Below are 18690 nucleotides of genomic sequence, written 5' to 3'. Positions count from 1 at the left end.
GCTTTTCCTTTCAGCATCGTCTGCGGCTTTCACCCCATTCCCCATCCTGGATTCAACGAACCCCGATGCGTTTCCTGAAGTTTTTCCTCTGGTCGTGCCTGGCTATTTTCTGCGGACTTTTGCTGAGTCTCAGCGGCGCCTTTCTCTACCTCAGCCCCAACCTGCCTTCGGTCGATTCGCTACGCAGCATACAGTTGCAGATACCGCTGCGTATCTACAGCAGCGATGAAAAACTGATTGCCGAGTATGGCGAAATGCGCCGCTCACCCATTGCCTTCAATCAAATCCCCAGGGATTTCATTAATGCACTGCTGGCTGCCGAGGACGACAACTTCGCGAATCATTATGGCGTCGAAGTTTCCAGCCTGATGCGCGCTGCCACGCAATTATTGAAAACCGGCCAGATTCAAACTGGCGGCAGCACCATCACCATGCAGGTTGCAAAGAATTACTTCCTGACCAGCGAGCGCAGCTTCTCGCGCAAGATCAACGAGATTCTTCTCGCCCTGCAGATCGAGCGCGAGCTGAGCAAGGACGAAATCTTCGAGCTGTACGTCAACAAGATCTATCTGGGCCACCGGGCTTACGGCATCGAAGCGGCCGCCCAAGTCTACTATGGCAAGTCGATTAATGAATTGAACCTGGCGCAGCTGGCCATGATCGCCGGACTGCCAAAGGCTCCGTCAGCCTTCAACCCGCTGACCAATCCAGCGCGTGCCAAGGAACGACGCGACTGGATTCTGGGCCGCATGTACCGGCTCGGTACCATTGATGAAGCCCGCTTCCAGCAGGCCTTGGCCGAGGAAGTGGATGCGGCCTATCACGGTGCTTCGCCTGAGCTCGAGGCGCCCTATATTGCCGAGATGGCTCGAGCCGAAATGGTTGGCCGCTTCGGCAGCGATGCCTATACAGAAGGCTTTCGCGTCTACACCACCACCACCAGCGAGCGGCAGATTGCTGCCAACCAGGCCGTGACCCAGGGCCTGATCGAGTACGACCAGCGCCACGGCTATCGCGGGCCTGAAGCCAAGCTGGCCAATACTCCTCGGGAGAGCTGGCCACAGGAACTAAGCCGCTACCGCGGCCTGTCGGGAATCCTGCCCGCGGTTGTCACTCAGGTGGGTAAGGATTCCATCACCGCGCTCCTGCGTGACGGCAGCGAATACAGCATCGCCTGGGACAGCATCAAATGGGCGCGCCCGTTCATCAACACCAACAGTCTGGGGCCGCAACCCAAAAGCCCGGCCGATGTGGTTGCGCCCGGCGACGTTATTCGCGTCCGCTTCGTCGATGGCGTCGCACAGTTCAGTCAGATCCCTCAGGCCCAGGCAGCCCTGGTATCCCTGGACCCCATAGATGGCTCCATCGAGGCACTGGTTGGCGGCTTCTCCTTCGGACAAAGCAACTACAACCGCGCCGTCCAGGCTAAGCGCCAGCCAGGCTCCAGCTTCAAGCCCTTCATCTATAGTGCAGCGCTGGATGCGGGCTTTACCGCTGCCACACTGGTCAACGACTCACCTATCGTCTTCGTCGAAGAGGGTATGGACCGCGTCTGGCGCCCTAGAAACGACACCAACACCTTCCTCGGACCAATCCGCCTCCGTGAAGCCCTGTACAAATCACGCAACCTGGTCTCGATTCGGCTGCTGCAAACCCTCGGCATGGCCTACACCATCGATTACATAAAACGCTTCGGCTTCAAGCCTGAAGACCTGTCGCCGAACCTTTCGCTGGCGCTCGGTACAGCAACCCTGACCCCCATGGAGATCACCGTCGGCTGGACTGCCTTCGCCAACGGCGGTTACAAGGTTGAGCCCTACCTCATCGAGCGCATCGAAGACCGCGACGGCAAGGTGATATTCACCGCAAACCCACCGCGGGTTCCGAACAACGGACAGCCCTCACTGCCGAGCGACGAAGCCGTTGTCGAGACCTTCGCCCAGAACGACAAGCCCCTCGATAGCGATGCCGAGCCCGAACAACTGCCGCGCGACGCCGAACAGATCATCGACGAACGCACCGCCTACATCATGACCAGCATGCTGCAGGACGTTATCAAGCGCGGTACCGGCCGCAGAGCTCTGGCGATGGGTCGTGCCGATATTGCCGGCAAGACCGGCACCACCAACGAGTCCAAGGACAGCTGGTTCTCCGGCTACAACGCCGACATCGTGACATCCGTCTGGGCAGGCTTCGACCAGCCGCAAACTCTGGGACGGCGCGAATACGGCGGCACCGTGGCTTTGCCGATCTGGATGAAATACATGGGTGCGGTGCTCGAAGGCATGCCCGAGCACGCCCCCGCCGAGCCGGCCGGAATTCTCGCGCTGCGTATCGACCCAGCCAGCGGGCGCGCCGCCCCTCCCGGCACTCCGGACGCCTATTTCGAACTGTTCCGCAGCGAAGATTCACCGCCAGATATGGACGAACTGGATCCCTCAAGCCCGATCCCTGGCACCCCGCTGCCAGCTAGCGAAGCGGCTCCTCTGGATCTGTTCTGAGATTGCTCCACAGGGTTGAGCAGCAATCGCGGCCATAAAAAAACCCGAAACTCCTAGAGTTTCGGGTTTTTTCTTACTGCGGCTACAACGAACCTATTCGGTTCGCCGCATCACTTCCGTCAGTTGCCGAAGACGTCCGCGACGGATTTGAGCGGATAGTGCGCAGGGTATGGCAGAGTCGCCACGCCACTGTCGATCGCAGCCCTGGCTACGGCATCAGACACCAGGGTGATCAGTCGCGGGTCCATCGGCTTGGGAATGATGTACTCGCGACCAAACTCCAGGTTGCTAAGCCCATAGGCTGCGCAAACTTCTTCCGGAACCGGCAGTTTGGCCAAATCACGCAACGCGTGAGCGGCGGCGATCTTCATCTCTTCGTTGATACGGGTAGCACGCACGTCGAGCGCACCGCGGAAGATGAAGGGGAAGCCCAGCACGTTGTTGACCTGGTTCGGGTAGTCCGAACGCCCGGTGGCCATGATCACGTCGGAACGGGTCGCATGGGCCAGCTCCGGGCTGATTTCAGGATCGGGGTTGGAGCAGGCGAACACCACCGGATTGGCTGCCATGCGGTTGAGGCCTTCGGGGCTCAACAGGTTGGCGCCAGACAGGCCAACGAAAACATCCGCGCCGTCGAGGGCGTCTTCCAGAGTGCGCTTGTCGGTTTCGTGTGCGAACACAGCCTTGTACTGGTTCAGATCGTCACGCCCGGCATGCACCACGCCCTTGCGGTCGATCATGAAGATATTCTGGATCTGTGCACCCATGCTAACCAGCAGCTTCATGCAGGAAGTGGCCGCCGCACCGGCGCCCATGCAAACGATTTTTGCCTCTTCCAGAGACTTGCCGGCAATTTCCAGTGCGTTGAGCATGCCAGCCGCGGTCACGATCGCGGTGCCGTGCTGGTCATCATGGAATACCGGGATATTGCACTGCTCGATCAGCGCGCGCTCGATGTCGAAGCACTCGGGCGCCTTGATGTCCTCGAGGTTGATGCCGCCGAAGGTGATGGAGATGCGCTTGACCGTATCGATAAAGGCTTGAGGGCTCTCTGCGTCCACTTCGATGTCGAATACATCGACACCGGCGAAGCGCTTGAACAGTACGCCTTTACCTTCCATTACCGGCTTGGAGGCCAGCGGGCCGAGGTTGCCCAGGCCAAGAATGGCAGTACCGTCGGAAATCACGGCCACAAGGTTGCCTTTGCCGGTGTAGCGGTAAGCCAGTTCGGGGTCGCGGCCAATTTCGCGTACCGGCTCGGCAACGCCTGGGCTATAGGCCAGGGCCAGATCGCGAGCGGTGGCAGTTGGCTTGGTCAGCTCGACGCTCAGCTTTCCCGGACGGGGTTGCGAATGGTATTCGAGCGCGGCGGTTTTCAGGTCAGTCATGGGGCTTTTCCGCTTGTTTTACTAGGGACAGACAGGTCGCCGAGCATACGCCAAGACTGATCGCCGTCACAAGCCAATGGGAATGGAGCCTGTCAAGAGCACGCTCTACGACTTTAATCTGACAAATTCAAAGCCGCGTCGCCAAATCCCCGCTAAGCCGCGTCAGGGCAGCCGCTCGAGCATGGAGGGATGGGTGATTTTCATCAGCCAACGTGCCTGGCGCGACAGATCCGCGCGCCCCTTGCGATCGATCACCCAACCCCGCGCCTCGACCTCCTGCCCACGCAGTTGGTTCAGTGTTTTATGATCAAAATCAGATACTTGCTGCTGGGGGATGTGCAACACCAGAGGTCCTTCAAGCTCCAGCCAGAGGCCACCGCGGTTTTTCTCCAGCCGCTCGACTTTCGCACGAACTACGGCAAAGCCGGCACGTCGCAAATTCTCGGCAGCAGTGGTCGGTGAACGCCTCCAGAGCCCTCGACTGGCTTCCCTGGCCTGCTGCTCGGCGCGACGATGACAAGCGGCCAATGCTGTATTCGGTGCAATGGCCACGAAATAGCCCAGCCCCTCGGCTAGCAGTGCGGCTTCAAGGTTCGCCCCCTGAAGGTCGAATGCATGCGCCAGCACTCGTCCGTACTGGTCCCGGGCCTGCTGCCCTGGCAGGAGACCAATGCGGCCATCGCTGGCGTCGATCAGCGCTTGCAAGCGCCGCTTGGAAGCCTGCGCAAAAGGCTCGGCACTGCGCCCCTTGCCTCCCAGCTCGGGGGCGTTCACACCGATCAGGCGAACCCTTCGCCCATCACGCAGGCGCAGCGTGTCGCCATCAGTGACTGCCGCCACCTCCACACGGGATAGCGGACCCGTCGCAGGACACAGCGCCTGAGCCTGCAGGCTGAACAGGGCGAAAACGAAAAAGGCGCCCACGAGGGACGCCTTTTTCAGATGTTCCGAAAACCGCATTGGGCTTCCGTCTCGGCAACCGCTTACTTGGCGCCGAACACACCGAAACGCTGCTTGAAGCGATCGATACGACCACCGGTATCCAGCACTTTCTGCTTGCCGGTGTAGAACGGGTGGCACTCGGAGCAGACGTCGATGCTCAGGTCCTTGGCCAGCGTGGAGCGGGTCTTGATGACATTGCCGCAGCTGCAAGTGGCTTCGATTTCAACGTAGTTTGGATGGATATCGGCTTTCATGGAGAATCCTCGAGGACTTGTGCCGCCACCCGACCCTATGTCGAGTACCGCACGGAAGGGCGCGAATAATACCAGAGCGCAAAGCTGATGCAAGCGCAAGCCGTCGTATGGCAAGCATGTAACGACCAATTTGTCGAGTCAGCGCGCGAAGCGCCGTCTGCTTCTAATAGAAGCCGAATAGGTACGTTGCTGCCTGCGGCAGTTTCAAACCTATCTGGGGACAACCATCAGTTGCACGGTCAAGCGTCTTTCCAATTGCCGGATCGTTTACCATCAGCCTTCGCCGTCAAGGATTTCCGCGTGCCGCCCATACTTCGCCTTGCGCTACCCTCCCCGCTGCGCACCCTCTTCGACTATCGACCGCCCGCCGGCGTACCACACGCCGCGCTACAACCGGGCGTGCGGTTGCGCGTGCCCTTCGGCCGCCGCGAGGTAGTGGGCGTACTGGTTGAGGTCGTCACTCACAGTGAAGTCCCGGAAGCGAAGCTCAAGCCTGCGCTGGAACTACTGGACAGCGTGCCCCCATTGCCACCGGCCCTGTTCAAGCTGTGCCTCTGGACCGCCCAGTATTATCAGCACAGCCTCGGCGACACCTTCAGCTGGGCCTTGCCGGTGCTGCTGCGCCAGGGCGAGCCGGCCGAAGCCCGCCAAGAGCGCTTCTGGCATGCCGCAACCGGGGCCAGAGCGGACGACCCTCGCCTGAGCCGGGCACCACGTCAGCGGGACGCCCTGAAAACCATCGCCCAACATCCACAGGGTGTTGCTCACTCGCTGCTGGGTCAGTTGCAACTGAGCAGGGACAGCCTTGATCAGCTGCTGCGAAAGGGCCTGGTGCGCGTCGAGACACGCCGCACTCATCAGGTTCGCTCCCACCAAGGTAGCTGGCTGCTGCAGCCGGAACTGCCGCTCAATCAGGAGCAACGCGCCGCCTTCGAAGCGATTCGGGCCGGCATCGAGGGTTTTCAGGCCTTTCTGTTAGCGGGCGTTACCGGCAGCGGCAAGACCGAGGTCTACCTGCAACTGATTCATCAGATACTCCAGGCCGGGAAGCAGGCGCTGATCCTGATTCCGGAGATCAACCTCGGCCCGCAGACACTGGCGCGCTTCGAGCAGCGCTTCAACGCCCGCATCGCCCTATTGCACTCCAACATCAATGACCGTGAACGGCTGGATGCCTGGCTGGCGGCGCGCGACGGCGAAGCGGACATCATCATCGGCACGCGCTCCGCGCTTTTCACGCCGATGAAGAACCCGGGGCTGATCATCCTCGACGAAGAACACGACGCCTCCTATAAACAGCAGGAAGGCCTGCGCTACCACGCACGCGACCTGGCCATAGTCAGAGCTCGCCAGGAAAACCTGCCCATCGTACTGGGCTCGGCGACGCCCTCGCTGGAGAGCCTGCACAACGCCCATATCGGCCGCTATGCCCTGCTCAAACTGACCCAGCGTGCCGGCGGCGCACAAGCACCAAGATTTCTGCGCCTGGACGTGAAAAGCCGCCCGCTGGACTCAGGCATCTCCGGGCCGCTGCAACAGGCCATGACGCAGACCCTCGCCGCCGGTCAGCAGGTTCTGGTATTCCTCAATCGCCGCGGATTCGCTCCATCCCTGCTGTGCCACGACTGCGGCTGGCTCAGCCAGTGCCCGCGTTGCGATGCGCGCATGACCCTGCACCAGCGCCACAACGAGCTGCGCTGTCACCACTGCGGCCATGCCGAGCGACCGCCACTGAGCTGCCCCGAATGCAATCGGGTCGACCTGCGCCCGGTGGGGGCCGGTACCGAGAGAGCCGAAGAGCGTCTGGGCATTCTCTTTCCAGATTTCCCTGTCCTGCGCATCGATCGCGACAGCACTTCGCGCAAAGGCTCGATGGAGCAGCTCCTTGGGGTCATCAATCGTGGCGAACCCTGCCTGCTGGTGGGCACGCAAATGCTCGCCAAGGGGCATCACTTCCCACGCGTGACCCTGGTAGCCATCCTCGACGCCGATGGCGGGCTGTTCTCCGCGGATTTTCGCGCCAGCGAGCGCATGGCCCAGCTGATCGTGCAGGTCGCCGGTCGTGCGGGACGGGCCGAAGAGCCCGGCAAGGTGATCATCCAGACCCACCTGGCCGACCACCCTCTGCTGGTGCAACTGACCGAGCAGGGCTATTTCGCCTTCGCCGACCAGGCTCTGAGTGAGCGCCGCGCTGCCGGTCTGCCACCCTTCAGCCATCTGGCCCTGTTACGCGCCGAGGCACAGAAACCGGGCCAGGCCGAAGACTTTCTTGATCAAGCCTGCAGCGAAGCCGAACAACTATTGATGGAACTCGGCCTGAGCGGCATTGAACTGCTCGGTCCGGTTCCCGCGCCCATGGAACGCCGCGCCGGGCGCTTCCGCGCGCAGCTACTGCTGCAAGGCAGCGCCCGCGCCCCACTGCACCGCCTGATGCACGCCTGGTTGCCGCGGGTGGAACAGCTTCCCGGCAGTCGCTCGGTGCGCTGGTCGCTGGATATCGACCCGATCGACTTGTTCTAGCGGCACCACCGCCCCGAAACGTGACCCAACCTCCCCGCTGCTCCTATAATGCGCAGTTTTCGACCAATGCCTGCGGGCCGACCGAGCAGACGATGAAAGACAGCATTCGCCACCTCATTCAGCAAGCCCTGACCCGCCTCGTCGCCGAGGGCGTGTTGCCAGACGGGCTGACACCGGCAATTCAGGTGGAGAACACTCGCGACAAGAGTCACGGCGACTTCGCCAGCAACATTGCCATGATGCTGGCCAAACCAGCCGGCATGAAGCCGCGCGATCTGGCCCAGAAACTGATAGACGCCCTGCCCGCCGATAGCAGCATCAGCAAGGTGGAAATTGCCGGACCGGGCTTTCTCAACTTCTTTCAGAACAGTGCAGCGCTGGCCGAGCGCCTCGACGCGGCGCTGGCTTCGGCACAATTGGGTGTCAGCAAGACGAGCCCGGCGCAGCGCGTCGTCGTCGACCTGTCGTCGCCCAACCTGGCCAAGGAAATGCACGTCGGCCACCTGCGCTCGACCATCATTGGCGACGCCGTGGGCCGGGTACTGGAATTCCTCGGCGATACGGTGATCCGCCAAAACCACGTGGGCGACTGGGGCACCCAGTTCGGCATGCTGCTGGCCTATCTGGAAGAGAACCCCGCCAGCGCTGAAACCGAGCTGTCGGACCTCGAGCAGTTCTACCGCGCCGCCAAACAGCGCTTCGACGACTCCGAGGCCTTTGCCGACCGCGCCCGCGAGCTGGTGGTCAAGCTGCAGGCCGGCGACGCCGAGTGCCTGCGCCTGTGGTCGCGCTTCAACGAGATCTCGCTGTCCCATTGCCAGAAGCTCTACGAGCGTCTCAACGTCAAGCTGACTCCGGCCGACGTCAAGGGCGAGAGCGCCTACAACGCCGAGCTGCCAGGCATCGTCGATGCCCTGCGTGAAGGCGGCCTGCTCACCGAGGACAATGGCGCCCAGTGCGTTTTCCTCGACGAATTCAAGAATGCCGAAGGCAATCCGCTGCCGGTGATCGTGCAGAAGGCCGGCGGTGGTTATCTCTACGCCACTACCGACCTGGCCGCCATGCGCTATCGCAGCCAGCAATTGAAGGCCGACCGCGCGCTGTACTTCGTTGACCAGCGCCAGGCGCTGCACTTCCAAATGGCCTTCGCCGTGGCGCGCCGCGCCGGGTTTGTACACGAAGGCATGGAACTGGAGCACATGGGTTTCGGCACCATGAACGGCGCCGATGGCCGCCCGTTCAAAACCCGCGACGGCGGCACCGTGAAGCTGGTCGACCTGCTCGATGAAGCCGAACAGCGCGCTTACGCCCTGGTCAAGAGCAAGAACCCCGAACTGGACGAAGCCGAACTGCGCAGCATCGCCCGCGCGGTGGGCATTGGCGCGGTGAAGTACGCCGACCTGTCCAAGCATCGCACCAGCGACTACAGCTTCAACTTCGAGCTGATGCTCAGCTTCGAGGGCAACACCGCACCCTATCTGCTTTACGCCTACACCCGTGTGGCCAGCGTGTTCCGCAAGCTGGGCAGCTCGATGGGTGAGCTCGCCGGCAGCATCGTTCTGGAAGCCGAGCATGAGCAGGCCTTGGGCGCCAAACTGGCGCAGTTTGGCGAAGTACTCAATGGCGTGGGCGAGAAAGGCGTCCCGCACCTGCTGTGCAGCTACCTGTACGATCTGGCCGGGCTGTTTTCCAGCTTCTATGAACACTGCCCGATCCTCACTGCAGAGAACGAAGCGGTAAAAGTCAGCCGCCTGCGTCTGGCCGCCCTGACCGGAAAAACCCTCAAGCAGGGCCTGGAACTGCTTGGCCTGGAAACCTTGGAGCGCATGTAAGTGGCAGCCCGGAAAAAACCAGCGCCCAAACGCGGCGCCAGCCGCTATCAGCCCCCCGCAAAGAAGCCTGTACCCGGCTGGGTATGGCTGGTCTGTGGCCTGGTGATAGGCGGCTTCATCATGTTTTTGATGAACCTGGAACCGGGCGGCGAAGAGGTCAAGCGCAACAAGGAAACCCCCAAGCCGGCCCGCGAACAGCCCAAGCGCAGCAGCGCGACGGAGCAGCCGCCGAAGCCCAAATATGACTTCTATACGCTGCTGCCCGAGTCGGAGGTCATTCTGCCGCCCGAATCCAAGCAACCCGAGCCGCCGCCGAGCAAACCGGTGACCCCGGAGGAGGCAGCGAAGATCGACGAAGCCCGTGCCGTGGCAGCGCTCAATGGCCAGGTACCGCCGCCTCCGCCCACTGTAGCCAAGGCAGCCACAGTTCAGTTCTTCCTGCAGGCCGGCTCCTTCCGCCAGCAGGCTGAAGCCGACCGGGTACGCGCGCAGATCATCCTGCTCGGCCAGGATGTGCGCGTGGAAAGCGTACGGGTGCGCGACGAACCTTGGTTCCGCGTGCTGGTCGGGCCTTATAACAGTCGCGAACAGCTGAATGCAGCGCAGAAGACCCTGGCCGACAGCGGTTACAAGAACCTGCTGCTGCAACAACGGCAGGTACGCTGAAACGCAAACGCCGGGCTAGCCCGGCGTTTTGCTCTATGCAGTTCTGAACGGTGAAGGAGCGGCTTCAATCCACGAAATTCGCGGATAAATCCGCTCTCATCAGAACAGACGAGCCCCACCCATGGCGCTTCTATCTATTCTTCGCGCGGAGCATAGGCGAACACATCGGCGCGCATCTGGTGCGGGTCCATTCCCGCTGCCACCAACGCATCCAGCGTGCCATAAACCATGGCCGGAGAGCCGCTGGCATAGACATGCAGAGGCTTGAGATCGTCGAAGTCCTCGCAGACCGCCTGGTGCAACATGCCGCAACGCCCTTCCCACCCGCAGATATCGCTGACCACGCGATGCAGGTACAGGTTGGGCATATCTAGCCATTCGTCCCAGTGCGGCAGCTGATAAAAATCCTCGGGACGACGCACGCCCCAATACAGATGCACCGGATGAGTAAAGCCGGCCGCCCGGCAGTGCTCGATCAGGCTGTGCATCTGCGCCATGCCGGTACCGGCAGCGATCAGCACCAACGGCCCGTTCGGCAGCTCCGCAAGATGGGTATCGCCGAACGGCATCTGGATGCGGGCGAAGCCTTGCCTGCGGATGAATGCCAGCAGCTCAATGACCGACTCCTCACGCGCCAGCACGTGCAGCTCCAGTTCACGCCCGCTATCCGGTGCAGAAGCCAGGGAAAAAGCCGACCATTCGCCGTCTTCGCGCTGCAGTAACAGGTACTGGCCTGCGTAGTAGCGCGGTTGCCGCCCGGCAGGCAGCCTCAGCACCAGACGCACCACATCGCCGCCCAGCTCCTGGCAGTCGGCCAGCTGGCAGCTTAGCTCCCGCGCCGGCAGCACGCCAGGCGCCAACACGCCATCCCAGAGCACCACGCAGTCCTCCAGCGGCTCCGCCACACAGGCCAGCAGTTCGCCATGCTCGCGGATTTCGTCGCCCTGGCGCACACGCCCTTCTACCAGCAGCGAGGCACAGATATGGCAATTGCCGTTGCGACAGCTCTGCGGGCACTCGTAGCCCAGCCGCTTGGCGGCATCCAGAATGCGTTCACCCGGCCGGACATCAAGCACCGCACCGGTGGGTTGCAAGGTTACTTTCATATGCACGTCATCATTGAGCGGGACAAACCCGCCAAGGCTCCGGGCGGCTCAACGAATCATTGAAAACCCCGCTACACCAAGGTTTCCAACAATCCGTTACCGCCTCTGTTGGTTATGTCAGTCGATGCCCAGCTGCGACCAGAGTTCATCGACGCGCTTGGTCACCGCCTCGTCCTTGACGATGGCGCGACCCCACTCGCGACTGGTCTCCCCTGGCCACTTGTGAGTCGCATCCAGGCCCATCTTCGAGCCCAGGCCGGAAACCGGCGAGGCGAAGTCCAGATAGTCGATCGGCGTGTTGTCGATCAGCACCGTGTCGCGCTTTGGATCCATGCGCGTGGTGATGGCCCAGATCACGTCGTTCCAGTCGCGGGCGTTGATGTCATCGTCAGTGACGATGACAAACTTGGTGTACATGAACTGACGCAGGAAGCTCCATACGCCGAGCATCACCCGCTTGGCATGGCCGGGGTACTGCTTCTTCATGGTCACTACCGCCATGCGGTAGGAACAGCCCTCTGGAGGCAAGTAGAAGTCGACGATCTCCGGAAACTGCTTCTGCAGGATCGGCACGAAGACCTCGTTGAGCGCCACCCCAAGAATCGCCGGTTCATCCGGCGGCCGCCCGGTGTAGGTGCTGTGGTAGATGGCATCGCGCCGGCGGGTGATGCGCTCTACGGTGAACACCGGAAAGCTGTCCACTTCGTTGTAGTAACCGGTGTGATCGCCGTAGGGACCTTCATCAGCCATCTCGCCTGGATAGATGTGCCCTTCGAGCACGATCTCGGCGCCAGCGGGCACCTGCAGGTCGCTGCCGCGGCATTTCACCAACTCGGTGCGACTGCCGCGCAACAGGCCGGCAAAAGCGTATTCGGACAGCGAATCCGGCACAGGCGTGACCGCGCCGAGAATGGTCGCCGGGTCCGCGCCGAGCGCTACCGCCACCGGATAGGGCCGGTCTGGAAACTTCTCGCACCAATCGCGATAGTCCAGCGCCCCGCCGCGATGGCTGAGCCAGCGCATGATGACCTTGTTGCGGCCGATGACCTGCTGGCGATAGATGCCGAGGTTCTGTCGTTCCTTATTCGGCCCCTTGGTGATGGTCAGGCCCCAGGTAATCAGCGGCGCCGCATCGCCCGGCCAACAGGTCTGTACCGGCAGCTGCGACAGATCGACATCATCGCCTTCCAGGATCACTTCCTGACAGGGGGCGTCCTTGAGTACCTTGGGGGCCATGCTGATGACCTTGCGGAAGATCGGCAGCTTGTTCCAGGCGTCTTTCAGCCCCTTCGGCGGCTCCGGCTCCTTGAGATAGGCCAACAGTCTGCCGATCTCGCGCAATTCGCTTACCGATTCGGCCCCCATGCCCATGGCCACGCGCTCCGGCGTGCCGAACAGGTTGCCCAGCACCGGCATATCAAAGCCGGTCGGGTTCTCGAAGAGCAGCGCCGGCCCCTGCTTGCGCAAGGTCCGATCGCATACCTCGGTCATTTCCAGAACGGGAGAAACCGGCACAGCCACACGCTTGAGCTCGCCACGTTTTTCCAGGCCACTGATAAAGTCGCGCAGATCGCGATACTGCATGCTTGAGCCTCGTATGGGCCGGCAGGGTCGGGGCGCAAAGTTTAGCCCCTGCGCCTTATTTCCCAAAACCAGCAGACAGACGAAGGCCGGGTTTCCCCGGCCTTGTTGGCAACGACGAGTCGCTTACTTGCGCTTCATGGACATGAAGAATTCGTCGTTGGTCTTGGTGTCCTTGAGCTTGTCGAGGAGGAACTCGATGGCGGCGATCTCGTCCATCGGATGCAACAGCTTGCGCAGAATCCAAATGCGCTGCAGCTCTTCCTCGCCCGTCAGCAACTCTTCGCGGCGGGTACCGGACTTGTTGATGTTGATGGCCGGGAACACACGCTTCTCGGCGATGCGACGATCCAGCTGCAGCTCCAGGTTACCGGTGCCCTTGAATTCCTCGTAGATCACCTCGTCCATCTTCGAGCCGGTTTCCACCAGCGCGGTGGCGAGAATGGTCAGCGAACCGCCTTCCTCGATGTTGCGCGCAGCACCGAAGAAACGCTTGGGCTTCTCCAGGGCATGGGCGTCGACACCACCGGTCAGTACCTTGCCGGAGCTCGGGATCACGGTGTTATAGGCACGCGCCAGACGGGTAATGGAGTCGAGCAGGATGACCACATCCTTCTTGTGCTCGACCAGGCGCTTGGCCTTCTCAATCACCATCTCGGCGACCTGCACGTGGCGGGTCGGCGGCTCATCGAAGGTGGAAGCGACCACTTCGCCGCGCACGGTGCGCTGCATTTCGGTCACCTCTTCCGGACGCTCGTCGATCAGCAGGACGATCAGATGGCACTCGGGGTTGTTACGGGTAATGTTGCTGGCGATGTTCTGCAGCATGATGGTCTTGCCCGCTTTCGGCGGGGCGACGATCAGGCCACGCTGGCCCTTGCCAATCGGGGCACAGAGATCGATCACGCGGCCGGTGAGATCTTCGGTGGAGCCGTTTCCGGCCTCCATCTTCAGGCGCTCGTTGGCGAACAGCGGCGTGAGGTTCTCGAACAGGATCTTGTTCTTCGCATTTTCCGGGCGATCGAAGTTGATCGAGTCGACCTTGAGCAGAGCGAAGTAGCGCTCCCCTTCCTTCGGCGGACGAATTTTGCCGACGATGGTGTCGCCGGTGCGCAGGTTGAAGCGACGAATCTGGCTCGGCGAGACGTAGATATCGTCAGGCCCGGCCAGATATGAAGAATCCGCGGAGCGCAGGAAGCCAAAGCCATCCTGGAGAATCTCCAGCACGCCGTCACCGGAGATTTCCTCACCGCTTTTTGCGTGTTTCTTGAGCAGAGAAAAAATCACGTCCTGCTTGCGCGAACGGGCCATGTTGTCGATGCCCATCTGTTCGGCCATTTCCAGCAGATCGGTGATGGACTTTTGCTTGAGTTCGGTCAGATTCATAGGAAGAGATCAGGAAGGATGAAGAAAGCGATTAGCTTGAGAAGCCGCGCAGCAGAATACGAACTGGTCGTTGTGCGATAAGGGGCAGAAGTGCGTCGGCGACGAATGCAGAGGGCGACGAAAGAGTCGTCGCGAAGCCGAATTTAGCACCGCTCAGGCGAGGCGTCCACCCTGTAGCAGCAAAAAGCCCCCGCATTTGCAGGGGCCTTCGCCGGGGCAAGACTCAGATGTTGCTGTCGAGGAACGCAGCCAGCTGGGACTTGGAAAGCGCACCAACCTTGGTCGCTTCGACGTTGCCGTTCTTGAACAGCATCAGGGTCGGGATGCCGCGCACGCCGTACTTGGGTGGGGTTTCCTGGTTTTCGTCGATGTTCAGCTTGCAGACCTTGAGCTTGCCCTCGTACTCCTTGGCAATCTCGTCCAGAACCGGCGCGATCATCTTGCACGGCCCGCACCACTCGGCCCAGTAATCGACCAGAACAGGACCTTCCGCCTGGAGCACATCCTGCTCAAAGCTGCTGTCGCTGACGTTGTTGATGTGCTCGCTCATGGAATTTCTCCAGGGTGAAAACAGAAAGTGCCGCCATGATAGCCCGGCTTGATAAGGACCGAAAGTCGCAGCCCAACTCCAGAACGATCGCCGCGTAGCGGCCAGCCAGACAATCCGACCGGCTAAAACGGGGCAAGTTGCCGGGCGTTTCGCGTTGGCGGATGCTGACGTTCGTGTCAGGATGTCACGATTTCAAAGAGATTATCCGCTCATGCCTCCACCCGCTGCCGAACCCTTTCCGCTGATCGCCGGTCTCGATCTGGGATCGAACAGTTTCCACATGGTACTGGCGCGCGTCAGCAACGGTGAAGTACGCATCCTCGAACGACTTGGCGAAAAGGTGCAACTGGCCGCCGGCATCACCGAACAACGCACCCTCGACGAAAGCGCCATGGAACGCGGCCTCGATTGCCTGCGCCGCTTTGCGCAGATGGTCAATCACCTGCCCCAGGGCGCGGTCCGCGTGGTCGGCACCAACGCGCTGCGTGAAGCTCGCAACCGCGCCGTGTTCATTCGCCAGGCCGAAGCCATCATCAATCATCAGGTGGAAGTAATCTCCGGTCGCGAGGAGGCTCGCCTGATTTACCTGGGAGTCGCTCACACCTTCCCCAGCGCTACCGGCAAGCGGCTGGTAGTGGACATCGGCGGAGGCAGTACCGAATTCATCATCGGCGAAGGCTTCGATTCGCATCTGCGCGAGAGCCTGCAGATGGGTTGCGTGAGCTTCACCCAGCGCTTCTTCCGCGACGGCAAGATTACTCCCGCGCGTTATGCCCAGGCCTACACCGCCGCCCGCCTGGAACTGATGAGCATCGAACATGGCCTGCGTCGTCTTGGCTGGCAGGATGCGGTTGGCGCTTCCGGCACCATCCGCGCCGTTGGACTGGCCATCAAGGGCTTCGACATGGGCAATGGCGAAGTCACCCGCGAAGGCATCGGCCACATCAAGCGCAAGCTTTTCAAGCTGGGCGATGTGGAGAAAATCGATATCGAAGGGGTGAAACCGGATCGTCGTGGCGTCTTCCCCGCCGGCCTGGCGATTCTTGAAGCCATCTTCGATGCGCTGGAGCTGAACTGCATGGCCCACTCCGAAGGCGCCCTGCGCGAAGGTGTGCTCTACGACCTGCTTGGCCGCCATCACAACGAAGACATCCGCGACCGCACCCTGAGCTTCCTTATGGAGCGCTACCACGTGGACGTTGAACAGGCTGCGCGGGTCGAAAGCAAGGCGCTGGAAGCCTTCGACCAGGTCTCCGCCGACTGGGGTCTGACTGAGGACTGGCATCGCGAACTGCTGGCCTGGGCCGCACGGGTGCATGAAGTGGGCCTGGACATCGCCCACTACCACTATCACAAGCACGGCGCCTATTTGATCGAGCACTCCGACCTGCCGGGGTTTTCACGTCAGGATCAGCTCATGCTGGCGCTGCTGGTACGCGGCCACCGCCGCAACATCCCTCAGGACAAGTTCAGCGACATCGGCGCCGACGCCGATGCCCTGGTGCGCCTATGCATCCTTCTGCGCTTCGCCATTCTGTTCAACCATATCCGCTGCAACAGCGGGTCGAACGTGCAGCTGAAGCCGGCAGAACGCAGCCTGGAACTGATCTTCCCCGAAGGCTGGCTGGACGAAAATCCGCTCACCCGCGCCGACTTCGAGGCCGAGGCCGTCTGGCTGACGCGAGTCGGCTATGAGCTGCGGGTGAAATAACAAGCCGCCCCCACACAGAAGTGGGGGCAAAGCGGCTAGCGCGCGCTGTTCAGCTGCTGGAAGCCCAGCTTTTCCAGCAATGAAGCCTGAACGCTGCGGGCGAGCTGGTTGCCGCTCGGGCTGTTGCGTACATAGCTGCCATCCGGCTGCAGCAACCAGCTCTGGGTATTGTCGGTCAGGAAGGCTTCCAGCTCCTTCTTCACTCGCGTCACCAGCTTCTTGCCTTCGACGGGGAAGCAGGCTTCCACGCGGCGATCGAGGTTACGCTCCATCCAGTCCGCGCTGGAGAGATAGAGCTTTTCGTCGCCGCTATTGTGAAAGTAGTACACGCGACTGTGCTCAAGGAAGCGGCCAATGATTGAGCGCACATGGATATTGTGCGACACCCCTGCGATACCCGGGCGCAGACAGCACATGCCGCGCACCACTAGGTCGACGCGCACGCCCGTCTGACTGGCCTTGTACAGCGCCTTGATCATCTTCGGGTCGGTCAGCGAATTGACCTTGAGGATGATGTGCGCCGGCTTGCCTTCGGCAGCGTGCTGGGTTTCCTGGGCGATCAGGTCGAGCATGGTCTTCTTCAGGGTGAACGGCGCGTGGAGAAGCTTCTTCATGCGCATGGTCTTGCCCATGCCGATCAGCTGACTAAACAGTTTGGACACGTCTTCGCACAGGGCGGCGTCGGAAGTCAGCAGGCTGTAGTCGGTATACAGCCGGGCATTACCCGCGTGGTAGTTGCCGGTGCCCAGGTGGGCATAGCGCACCAGCTCGCCGTTCTCGCGGCGCAGAATCAGCATCATCTTGGCGTGAGTCTTGTAGCCCACCACACCGTAGATGACCACTGCACCGGCCTGCTGCAGGCGGCTGGCCAGCTGCAGGTTGGATTCTTCATCGAAGCGTGCGCGCAGCTCGATGACGGCGGTGACTTCCTTGCCGTTGCGTGCCGCCTCGACCAGGGCATCGACGATTTCCGAGTTGGCACCGGAGCGATACAGGGTCTGCTTGACCGCCAGAACGCTTGGATCCTTGGCCGCCTCGCGCAACAAATCCACCACCGGCGTGAAGGATTCGTAGGGATGCAGCAGCAGGATGTCCTGCTTGCCGACCACGTTGAAGATGTTTTCGCTGTTCTGCAGCAGCTTCGGAATGGCCGGCGTGAAAGGCGTGTACTGCAGCTCCGGATGGCTATCCAGGCCGGTGACGCTGAACAGCCGGGTCAGGTTGACCGGACCGTTGACGCGGTACAGCTCGCTGTCGCTCAGGCTGAACTGCTTGAGCAGAAAGTCGGTCAGGTGCGCCGGGCAGTTGTCCGCCACCTCCAGGCGCACGGCATCGCCATAGCGGCGCGACAGCAGCTCGCCGCGCAGGGCACGTGCCAGGTCCTCGACATCCTCGGTGTCCACCGAAAGGTCGGCGTTGCGGGTCAGGCGGAACTGATAGCAGCCCTTGACCTTCATGCCGTGGAACAGGTCATCGGCATGGGCGTGGATCATCGAGGAGAGGAACACGTGGTTCGCCCCCGCCCCACCCACTTCCTCCGGCACGCGAATAATGCGCGGCAGCAGGCGTGGTGCAGGAATGATCGCCAAACCCGAGTCACGACCGAAGGCATCGATGCCTTCCAGTTCGACGATAAAGTTCAGGCTCTTGTTGACCAGCAGCGGGAACGGGTGGGTTGGATCAAGCCCGATGGGGGTGACGATGGGCGCAATCTCCTCCCGGAAATAGCGCCGCACCCAGGTCTTGATCTTCGGCGTCCAATGACGGCGACGAATGAACCGCACCTGCTGCTTGGCCAGCTCGGGCAGCAGAACTTCGTTGAGGATCCGATACTGGCGATCGATCTGCTCGTGGGCCAGCTCGGAAATCCGCGCCAGCGCCTGATGCGGCTGCAGGCCGTCGGCACCGGCCTGCTCGCGGGCGTAAGTGACCTGCTTCTTCAGGCCCGCCACACGAATTTCGAAGAACTCATCCAGGTTGCTGGAGAAGATCAGCAGGAACTTCAGCCGCTCCAGCAGCGGATAGGATTCATCCAGCGCCTGCTCCAGCACGCGGATATTGAACTGCAGCTGCGAAAGCTCGCGATGAATGTACAGGCTGCTGTCGTCCAGGTTCGGCGCCGGCAGCAAGGCTACCGGCTCATCCTCGATCACCTCTTCAGCCGAGCGTTCGGGCAATACCTCCTCCAGCGCTTCGCTGGAGGCGCCTGCCTGCAATTCCTGTTCGCTGAGTCCCTGACTATTCATCGCTCTG

Annotated in this window: 13 protein-coding genes; 5 read left to right on the top strand and 8 right to left on the bottom strand. The window is 61.5% G+C overall.

The annotated features are described in order from the left end of the window. The first annotated feature begins 65 nt into the window (after positions 1-65). Positions 66-2501 (top strand): penicillin-binding protein 1A, encoded by a 2436-nt coding sequence (locus BN1079_RS14030; RefSeq protein ID WP_037025463.1) that lies wholly within the window; start codon positions 66-68, stop codon positions 2499-2501. 119 nt (positions 2502-2620) lie between these two features. Here the strand turns inward: BN1079_RS14030 and BN1079_RS14025 are convergent, their stop codons facing one another. The 3 genes from BN1079_RS14025 to rpmE all read right to left on the bottom strand — a co-directional run bounded on the left by BN1079_RS14025 (position 2621) and on the right by rpmE (position 5085). Continuing rightward, positions 2621-3889, bottom strand: coding sequence for a malic enzyme-like NAD(P)-binding protein (locus BN1079_RS14025; RefSeq protein ID WP_037025460.1), 1269 nt, complete (start codon positions 3887-3889; stop codon positions 2621-2623). 162 nt (positions 3890-4051) lie between these two features. Further along, positions 4052-4849 (bottom strand): thermonuclease family protein, encoded by a 798-nt coding sequence (locus tag BN1079_RS14020; protein WP_037025457.1) that lies wholly within the window; start codon positions 4847-4849, stop codon positions 4052-4054. Between the two features lie 23 nt (positions 4850-4872). Then, positions 4873-5085 carry a 50S ribosomal protein L31 gene (gene rpmE, locus BN1079_RS14015; RefSeq protein WP_037025455.1) on the bottom strand — a complete coding sequence of 71 codons (213 nt, stop codon included), beginning with the start codon at positions 5083-5085 and terminating at the stop codon, positions 4873-4875. A gap of 300 nt (positions 5086-5385) precedes the next feature. Here rpmE and BN1079_RS14010 point away from each other — a divergent pair, with 300 nt between their 5' ends. The 3 genes from BN1079_RS14010 (at position 5386) to BN1079_RS14000 (ending at position 10103) form a co-directional block, all read left to right on the top strand. Continuing rightward, entirely contained in the window at positions 5386-7605 is a 2220-nt protein-coding gene (locus BN1079_RS14010) for a primosomal protein N' (protein WP_037025454.1), read from the top strand. 92 nt (positions 7606-7697) lie between these two features. Continuing rightward, complete coding sequence (gene argS, locus BN1079_RS14005; RefSeq protein WP_037025452.1) at positions 7698-9437, top strand: arginine--tRNA ligase; 1740 nt, start codon at positions 7698-7700, stop codon at positions 9435-9437. Then, entirely contained in the window at positions 9438-10103 is a 666-nt protein-coding gene (locus BN1079_RS14000; RefSeq protein ID WP_037025450.1) for an SPOR domain-containing protein, read from the top strand. 134 nt (positions 10104-10237) lie between these two features. Here the strand turns inward: BN1079_RS14000 and BN1079_RS13995 are convergent, their stop codons facing one another. The 4 genes from BN1079_RS13995 to trxA all read right to left on the bottom strand — a co-directional run bounded on the left by BN1079_RS13995 (position 10238) and on the right by trxA (position 14726). Then, positions 10238-11209: a CDP-6-deoxy-delta-3,4-glucoseen reductase gene (locus BN1079_RS13995; protein ID WP_037025448.1), complete on the bottom strand. Its 972-nt coding sequence runs from the start codon at positions 11207-11209 to the stop codon at positions 10238-10240. A gap of 117 nt (positions 11210-11326) precedes the next feature. Continuing rightward, positions 11327-12793, bottom strand: a complete 1467-nt coding sequence (gene ubiD, locus BN1079_RS13990; RefSeq protein WP_037025446.1) for a 4-hydroxy-3-polyprenylbenzoate decarboxylase — start codon at positions 12791-12793, stop codon at positions 11327-11329. A 123-nt stretch (positions 12794-12916) separates the two neighbouring features. Then, a complete protein-coding gene (rho, locus tag BN1079_RS13985) occupies positions 12917-14176 on the bottom strand; it encodes a transcription termination factor Rho (protein ID WP_037025445.1) in 1260 nt (419 codons plus the stop codon). Positions 14177-14399: 223 nt separating this feature from the next. Then, on the bottom strand, positions 14400-14726 hold the full coding sequence (gene trxA / locus BN1079_RS13980; protein ID WP_037025444.1) for a thioredoxin TrxA: 327 nt from the start codon (positions 14724-14726) through the stop codon (positions 14400-14402). 211 nt (positions 14727-14937) lie between these two features. Between trxA and ppx the strand changes: the two genes are divergently transcribed. Then, the gene (gene ppx / locus BN1079_RS13975) at positions 14938-16437 is read left to right on the top strand and encodes an exopolyphosphatase (RefSeq protein WP_037025443.1); all 1500 of its coding nucleotides are present in this window, start codon (positions 14938-14940) and stop codon (positions 16435-16437) included. A gap of 35 nt (positions 16438-16472) precedes the next feature. On the opposite strand, the gene ppk1 is transcribed toward ppx, so the two are convergent. Continuing rightward, positions 16473-18683 carry a polyphosphate kinase 1 gene (ppk1, locus tag BN1079_RS13970; RefSeq protein ID WP_037025440.1) on the bottom strand — a complete coding sequence of 737 codons (2211 nt, stop codon included), beginning with the start codon at positions 18681-18683 and terminating at the stop codon, positions 16473-16475. Positions 18684-18690 lie beyond the last annotated feature (7 nt).

Origin of the sequence: Pseudomonas saudiphocaensis, assembly GCF_000756775.1 — a bacterium.
Taxonomy (GTDB): Bacteria; Pseudomonadota; Gammaproteobacteria; order Pseudomonadales; family Pseudomonadaceae; genus Stutzerimonas; species Stutzerimonas saudiphocaensis.
The sequence above is the reverse complement of the archived record's forward strand: the minus strand, read 5'-3'. Positions and strand labels throughout refer to the sequence as shown.

Bases quoted from the DNA above. Each gene is read 5' to 3' on its own strand.
- rho (WP_037025445.1), bottom strand. From the start codon at position 14,176: ATGAATCTGACCGAACTCAAGCAAAAGTCCATCACCGATCTGCTGGAA.
- ppk1 (WP_037025440.1), bottom strand. From the start codon at position 18,683: ATGAATAGTCAGGGACTCAGCGAACAGGAATTGCAGGCAGGCGCCTCC.
- trxA (WP_037025444.1), bottom strand. From the start codon at position 14,726: ATGAGCGAGCACATCAACAACGTCAGCGACAGCAGCTTTGAGCAGGAT.
- BN1079_RS13995 (WP_037025448.1), bottom strand. From the start codon at position 11,209: ATGAAAGTAACCTTGCAACCCACCGGTGCGGTGCTTGATGTCCGGCCG.
- BN1079_RS14025 (WP_037025460.1), bottom strand. From the start codon at position 3,889: ATGACTGACCTGAAAACCGCCGCGCTCGAATACCATTCGCAACCCCGT.
- argS (WP_037025452.1), top strand. From the start codon at position 7,698: ATGAAAGACAGCATTCGCCACCTCATTCAGCAAGCCCTGACCCGCCTC.
- rpmE (WP_037025455.1), bottom strand. From the start codon at position 5,085: ATGAAAGCCGATATCCATCCAAACTACGTTGAAATCGAAGCCACTTGC.
- ubiD (WP_037025446.1), bottom strand. From the start codon at position 12,793: ATGCAGTATCGCGATCTGCGCGACTTTATCAGTGGCCTGGAAAAACGT.
- BN1079_RS14020 (WP_037025457.1), bottom strand. From the start codon at position 4,849: ATGCGGTTTTCGGAACATCTGAAAAAGGCGTCCCTCGTGGGCGCCTTT.
- BN1079_RS14030 (WP_037025463.1), top strand. From the start codon at position 66: ATGCGTTTCCTGAAGTTTTTCCTCTGGTCGTGCCTGGCTATTTTCTGC.
- ppx (WP_037025443.1), top strand. From the start codon at position 14,938: ATGCCTCCACCCGCTGCCGAACCCTTTCCGCTGATCGCCGGTCTCGAT.